Below are 442 nucleotides of genomic sequence, written 5' to 3' on the forward strand. Positions count from 1 at the left end.
TTCGGAGTGACCGCGCGGAATGCTTCCACAGGCAAGCGATTGGACTCCGGTCTGGGCCATGGCGGCCCTGACCGCGGCCTTCAGCGTGAAGCATTTCCTGGCGGATTTCGTGCTGCAGGTGGGCTGGATCGCTCACGGCAAGGAGTGCCGCCACCATTGGGTGAAGCCGCTCCTCGCTCACGCCGCCGCTCACGCCGGTCTGGCGCTCGTCATCATCCTGGTCGTCGCGCCGGGGCTCTGGTGGCTGGCGCTTGCCGATCTTGCGATTCACTTCGTCGTGGATCGGGGCAAGACGATCGTCGGCCGCTGGGGCTGCTGGGCGCCGCAGGATGCGCGCTACTGGTGGCTGCTCGGCTTCGACCAGCTGCTCCACCAGCTCACCAATATCGGGCTCGCTCTCGCGCTTCTCGTCCTCTGACGCGGGGAGGCTCAGGTCCCGAGA

The 442-nt window shown here is 67.0% G+C and carries 1 protein-coding gene; it reads left to right on the plus strand.

The genetic code is table 11. From position 1 onward, the window contains the following. The first annotated feature begins 19 nt into the window (after nucleotides 1–19). Nucleotides 20–418 (plus strand): DUF3307 domain-containing protein, encoded by a 399-nt coding sequence (locus tag AC2JF9_RS09375; protein ID WP_500727232.1) that lies wholly within the window; start codon nucleotides 20–22, stop codon nucleotides 416–418. Nucleotides 419–442 lie beyond the last annotated feature (24 nt).

It is taken from the genome of Lactobacillus sp. C449L (assembly GCF_059900815.1).

Bases quoted from the DNA above. Each gene is read 5' to 3' on its own strand.
- AC2JF9_RS09375 (WP_500727232.1), top strand. From the start codon at position 20: ATGCTTCCACAGGCAAGCGATTGGACTCCGGTCTGGGCCATGGCGGCC.